Here is a 6,677-nt window from a genome sequence, read left to right on the forward strand (position 1 = left end):
GTTTAATCTTATGAAGAATGGTTTTCTGAAAAATTCATCGCAGAGAGTCCTTTTTTCAGCCATGATGGTTTCGGCTCTAGTAGCCGGCAACGTGGCTCCGATGCATGCGGAAGTGGTTTCTGTACAGTCGGTTCTGCAATCGGTGAGTGTGAAAGGACAGGTACTGGATGCTGAGGGTATTCCTGTTATTGGTGCAAGTATCCTTGAAAAAGGAACAACAAATGGTGTGATAACAGACATAGACGGAAATTATTCGTTGAATGTGTCTTCTAAAAATGCAATAGTGGTGATTTCTTATATTGGCTATAAAACTGTGGAATTGCCGGCTTCCAGTCCTAATTTGCTGAAAGTCACTTTAAAAGAAGATACTGAGGTGTTAGATGAAGTTGTGGTTGTAGGTTATGGAACACAAAAGAAAGAATCATTGACAGGAGCAGTTACCGTGGTTGACTCAAAAGCATTCAAAGAAAAAGGGAGCTTGTCTAGCCCGCTGGCTGCTCTTCAAGGACAGGTTCCAGGAGTTATGATTTCACGTTCTTCTTCAGCACCTGGTGATGAAAGCTGGAGTATGAATCTGCGTGGTTCCGTGTCTGTTAACTCAATCGAACCATTGGTGGTTGTAGATGGAGTGGCTTATACCAGTGTGAACGATTTGCGTTTGATAAATTCAAATGATATAGAATCCATTAACTTCTTGAAAGATGGAGCCGCTGCTATTTACGGTTCGCGTGCTGCCGGTGGTGTAGTATTGATTACTACGAAGAAAGGTAAGGAAGGGAAGACAAAGGTGGAATATAGCGGAACGGCTACATTGAAAACCGTAGGTTTGATGCCTCAACTGATGAATATAGACCAATGGGCAGACGGAGTAATGACTGCATTGGAAAATGACAACAATACATCAAATGAGTGGTATGCCTATGCGCAGTTAGCCCAAAAGATGAAAGGTTCTTATTTGGACAAACGTTATGGAGGAAGCCCTTTTGGCACTGATAAGTTTGGCGATGTGGCAGACTTTGTTTTTGATGATTCGGTCGACTGGTTAGGTTCTTTGTTCGGAAGTACTTGGTCTACAGAACAGAATCTGAGTATTTCAGGAGGAACGGAACGCTCATCTTACCGTCTTTCTTTAAGTTATTTGTATGATGGCTCTACACTTCAATACGGAAATAACAACAATAACCGCTATAATTTCCGTTTGAACAATACCTTCAAGCTGACAGATAACTTGACATTAGATTCATCGATTTCGTATAATCGTCAGGAACAGGTATCACCGTCCATGATTTCGTCTGTACTTACAGTGCTGATGCCGATGCCGGGTTTACCTCTCACGACGTTGGATGGAAAGCCGTATGCTTGGGGAACATGGGGATCTCCTGTGGCTAAAGTATCAGAAGGAGGGGATAATCGTTTGTCTGTTTCGGCATTCAGTGTAAGTGAGACATTAAATTGGACATTGACAGATTGGTTGACTGCTAATGCCAATGTGGGTTATAACACTAGTACGGCTACCAGAAACCAAGAAGAGAATGCGATTACTTATTATAATTATTTGGGTGATGTCCAGACACTGGTTGATCCTATTCAGGCAAACTCCTCTTATAAACAAACCAGTTCTAGAACGGATTTTTACTCTGTAACAGGGTTCTTGAATGCACACAAAACATTTAATCAAGACCATGATTTAAGTTTGACATTAGGTGCCCAGTACGAATTCAAAGAATATACTTATTTTGGTGCTAAAGTAAAGGATACCCAGAATGGTCTGGAAATAGTAAACGGTTCCGGAGAAATAACCTTAAGTGGGGATGAAGACAAGTACCAGAATGCAAATATGTCTTATTTCGGACGTTTCAATTATAGTTACAAGGACAAATATCTGCTGGAAGTAAACGGGCGTTATGATGGTTCTTCCAAATTCCAGCCGGAAAACCGTTGGGATTTATTCTATGGCGCTTCTTTAGGATGGAGAATCAAGCAGGAAAACTTTATGCAGAATATTGACTGGTTGAGCGACTTGAAGTTGCGTGTGTCTTACGCTGAGATGGGTAACCAAAGTGGTATTGCCAATTATGATGGCGTACAGCTGTATAATATGGTGGCTGGAACAGGAGCTTATGTAGGTGACGGAAAGCTTTCGTATATTAAGACTAATGGTGAACTGGCTTCTCGTTCTCGTAGCTGGGAGCGCATTAAAAACTATAATGTGGGTGTAGACTTCGGAGTCCTGAACGGTGCATTGAGTGGTTCTGTTGAAGCCTTCCTGAAGAAGAACGATAACATGTTGGTCAGCATTACGTATCCTGGTATTTTGGGAGATAAAGCTCCTAAGGCAAATGCCGGTAAATTCAAAGATTGGGGATTTGAAGGCCAGATGACGTATCGCGGAAATGAGGCAGGTGTAAATTACTATGTAGGAGGAACGTTTACGTTCGCACGTAATGAACTGGTGGACTATGGAGGAACAACTGTCTTGAAGTCTGGATACACTACTACTCAGCAGGGTTATGCATTGAACTCTATTTTTGGTCTGCGCTATGGAGGCAAGATACAGAACGAAGAACAGTTGAAAGCTTATCTGGCCAAGTATTATGAAAATAACGGTATCAATATGCCCAGTAATCTGCGTGTAGGTGACAATATGTATTGTGATGAAAATGGGGATGGTGTACTGGATGAAAAAGATTATATCTACTTGGGAAGTGATACCCCTGAAATATCTTATTCGTTCAATGCCGGAGCTTCTTACAAAGGATTTGATGTAAGCGTAATTTTCCAAGGATCTGCCAATCGTTTTGTATACCGTGGAATAGACAACTGGACAGTTCCATTCCGTTCTAATTACACGAATACCATTACATCTTCTATCGGCAATGTGTGGAGCCCAGAAAATCCGGATGCTTACTATGCACCTTATACGAATGATACAAATATCAACAATTATAACTATCAGGCATCTTCTCTTACCTCACAAGATGGACGTTATCTTCGTTTGAAGAATCTGACTATCGGTTATACATTTACAGATAAACTGCTACAAAAGATTAAATTCCTGTAGGGAGCCCGTATTTACGCTACCGGTACAGACTTGTGGGAATATACAAAGATTAAAGATGGATGGGATCCGGAAGCACCTGCTTATGAGAGTGACGGAACACCGGCTAAAGGCTTGAAGCGTTATCCATTTACTCGTAATATTACATTTGGGGTTAATTTAACTTTCTAAAAAGACAAACTTTATGAATAAGAAACATTATATAAGGACAGCATGCCTGTCAGTTTTGAGCTTGTTTGCGGTGTCTTGTCTCGATTTAGATCCGAAAGCACAATTGGGAGACAATCTGGTATGGAATAAGGCTGATAATTTTCAGTTGTTTGCCAATCAGTTTTATAGCTGGACTCGTGATTTCCAGTTATCTACAACCAATACGTATGGCAATGGCGTAAGTGATGGCCCGCACAGTGATTACCGTTCTGATTTGATTGCTACATCTTCTATCAATACGTATAGTCAGGGTACCAATGTAATTCCTGCGGAAGATAACAACTATACTACTTTGTATAAGCAGATTTATTATACAAATTTATTGCTGAACCGTGCTGAGTCGTTCGAAGATAAGGCTGCAATTGCTGTGCCAGTGGCAGAGGCTAAATTTTTCCGTGCATACTGCCATTTTGAACTTGTGCAGATTTGGGGAAATGTGATTTTGCTGACTCAGCCTTTGGATTTGACATCCGGTGAGTTGTACGCAGCGCGTAATGACAGAGGTGAAGTGATTGATCAGATTGTGACAGACTTGCAGGAGGCTGCAGAGGCCTTACCTGAAACTACAGAGGCAGGAAGACTGACCAAGTATGCGGCCTATGCTATGTTGTCACGTGTGGCACTTTATGAGGGGACCTGGCAGAAGTTTCATGCAAACGGAGCAGATACTGAAACTAATACAGAGCGGAGTACTGAATTGCTGACTATTGCAAAGAATGCAGCTTATAATGTCATTAAGGACAATAAATACAAGTTGTTTTATAATGAAACATTAGGTAACCAAAGCTATCGTTATATGTTTATTCTGGAAGATGCCGCCCAATGTAATCCGGCTAACCTGCATAAGAGTGATAACACGGAATATATTCTGGCGCATCGTCACAGAGACGGTGATAAGGGAACAAACATCACTCACGGAATGTTGGCAAATGTATGCTACATTACTCGTAAAATGGCCAATATGTATTTGTGCTCCAATGGGTTGCCTATAGAAAAGGCGGGTGAGACCTTTAAAGGATACTCTGGTGCAACTACAGAGTTTCAGAACCGTGATAACCGTATGACAAATACATTGTTACAGCATGGACAGAAATATTGGAACAATGATGGCAAATGGCGTACTACATGGAATGATGAGGATTTGAATAATGCATTAGAGGCGAACGTGCGCTCAAACAGCGGTTATCAGAATTATAAATGGTGTGTAGAACGTCAGGTGGCCGATTATTATGAATCAATGGATTATCCGGTAATCCGTTATGCGGAGGTCTTGTTGAATTATGTAGAGGCTGCATATGAGTTACAGGGAAGCATTAGTAATGATGAGTTGAAATACCTGAATGATGTGCGTACACGTGTCAATCCGGATATGCCGGAACTGACTAATGAATTTGCGAGTCTGCATGGATTGTCTATGCGTGAAGAAATACGTAGAGAGCGTACCGTGGAACTGTTCCTTGAAGGTTTCCGTATCGATGACTTGAAACGCTGGGCTACAGCGCCGGAAGAAATGCCTCAAGACCAGTTGGGAGTAAAGGTAAAAGGTACTTGGTTTGAAACAAACTGGTCGGCACAATCCCGCCAGTTGAATGATGAGGGATGTATTATCTTGTACGACGGACGTGTGTGGGATGACAAACTCTATTTATATCCTCTGCCTTCAGACCAGTTGCAATTGAACCCGCAATTGGGACAGAATCCGGGTTGGAGTAATAATTAAAATTGTGTTTATTCATTTTAGAAGATTCGTATGATGACATATCAATTATATAAAAAGTTTGGCGGTATCTTATTGGCTGCAATTTCTATTGCAATGGTTGCATGTCAGGATGATGAAAGTGCTGAATTAAGTCAATCAGTGTATCCGGAGTCAATAACACTTGATATTCCGGAAGAGGTAAAACCGTTAATTTATAAAGACGAGAATGGTACAAATGTATTGCCTTTGTTAAAAGGTGAAACAGTTCAGCTGGGATATACCATTCTTCCAGAGAATGTAACGTTCAATGAGATAGTATGGGCTTCAAGTGATTCGGATGTGGCCGAAGTAGACCCGAATGGTGTAGTCAAGGCTGTTAATGGAGATGGCTCAACTTATTCAGTCATACAAGTTTCTCCTTCTGCCTTTTATGCTGGAAGTGGTATCTATGGCACATTGAAAGTGATGGTATCCAATGACATGATACAAGCGGAAAGTATTTCTTTGTCTGCTGAGTCTGATCAGGTATACATGGGAGAGACTGTGCAGCTGCAATACGCTATATTGCCAGAAAACACAACCTATAAGACTGTGAAATGGTCTACTTCTGATGAGTCGGTTGCCACAGTGGATGAAAATGGCTTGGTTACAGCTCAGCTTATTGATGCAATTACCGAAACGGTTACCATTACAGCTTCGGCTTTGGATGGATCACAAGTATATGCAAGTAAGCAACTTACCATAATGAAGATTGTTCAGCCTGAGGATATTACTATTGAACAGAGTGTGTCTGTAGAACAGGGATACGTATGGGCGATTACGGATAAGACGGTCACACTGGAATATGATACATATCCTGAGGAATGTACCACTTCTTTGATAGAATGGACTTCCAGTAACGAGGATATTGCTACTGTACATCAAGGTGTGGTAAGTTTTAATCAGAATGGAGTTTTTGGTGATGTGACGATTACCGCAACTTGCCCTGAAACAGGAAAGTCATCTTCTATCAAGTTGCGTCTGGAAGAAGGGCTAGTACGTGAACTGTTCCATGATGAAAATAACTATACATGGTATAATGCAAAACAAGGCAGTAATGGAACTGAATCTTCTCATGTATGGCATGATGGGTATTTGACAGTGACTACTTATACACAGACTGCTGGAACCAAGCAACGTGGTGACTTTAGATGTTGGAGTCCCAAGACTTGGCTGCATGCTGGCAAATATCCTATCTTTGCTATCCGCATGGAGGACGTTGCCGATAAGTATAAAGATGAAGGTGTGACTGTACGTAATATTAACCTGGATGCAGCTGGAGTTTGTGGTGGTACCACTTTCAGTGGAAATTTAGGTGGTGACAATAATAAATAACGTGAGTTCGAAATAAGAATAAATATATTTAACTGATAGTTAGGAACATAGCGATAAAAGTATTAAATTTATAGTGCTGAATTATAACATTTAAACGATTACCACTATGTTTCCAGAGTCTAAAGTTACAGAGATTTATTGTATGGCTGATGATTTTTGCAAGGAATTTGCGTTACAACAGGAAAAATATATGATTGAAGACAGTAAAAAGAAGCATCGCAACAAGCCCAACCGCATGAGTGATGCTGAGATTATGGTTATTCTTATTCTGTTCCATTCTGGCGGTTTCCGCTGTTTCAAGCATTATTATAAGGAGTATGTGTGCAAACATCTGAA

The 6,677-nt window shown here is 40.9% G+C and carries 2 protein-coding genes and 2 pseudogenes; all 4 read left to right on the plus strand.

Annotation, left to right across the window (positions count from 1 at the left end):
* Window positions 1–10 precede the first annotated feature (10 nt).
* Window positions 11–3,229 (plus strand): annotated as a pseudogene (locus tag ACMJ0U_RS05165) (SusC/RagA family TonB-linked outer membrane protein).
* Between the two features lie 13 nt (window positions 3,230–3,242).
* Window positions 3,243–4,988 carry a RagB/SusD family nutrient uptake outer membrane protein gene (locus ACMJ0U_RS05170; RefSeq protein ID WP_417128616.1) on the plus strand — a complete coding sequence of 582 codons (1,746 nt, stop codon included), beginning with the start codon at window positions 3,243–3,245 and terminating at the stop codon, window positions 4,986–4,988.
* A gap of 30 nt (window positions 4,989–5,018) precedes the next feature.
* Window positions 5,019–6,341: an Ig-like domain-containing protein gene (locus ACMJ0U_RS05175; protein ID WP_417128618.1), complete on the plus strand. Its 1,323-nt coding sequence runs from the start codon at window positions 5,019–5,021 to the stop codon at window positions 6,339–6,341.
* Window positions 6,342–6,447: 106 nt separating this feature from the next.
* Window positions 6,448–6,677 (plus strand): annotated as a pseudogene (locus ACMJ0U_RS05180) (IS982 family transposase); the annotation flags it as partial.

Source organism: Phocaeicola sp., from assembly GCF_048170425.1.
Taxonomy (GTDB): Bacteria; Bacteroidota; Bacteroidia; order Bacteroidales; family Bacteroidaceae; genus Phocaeicola.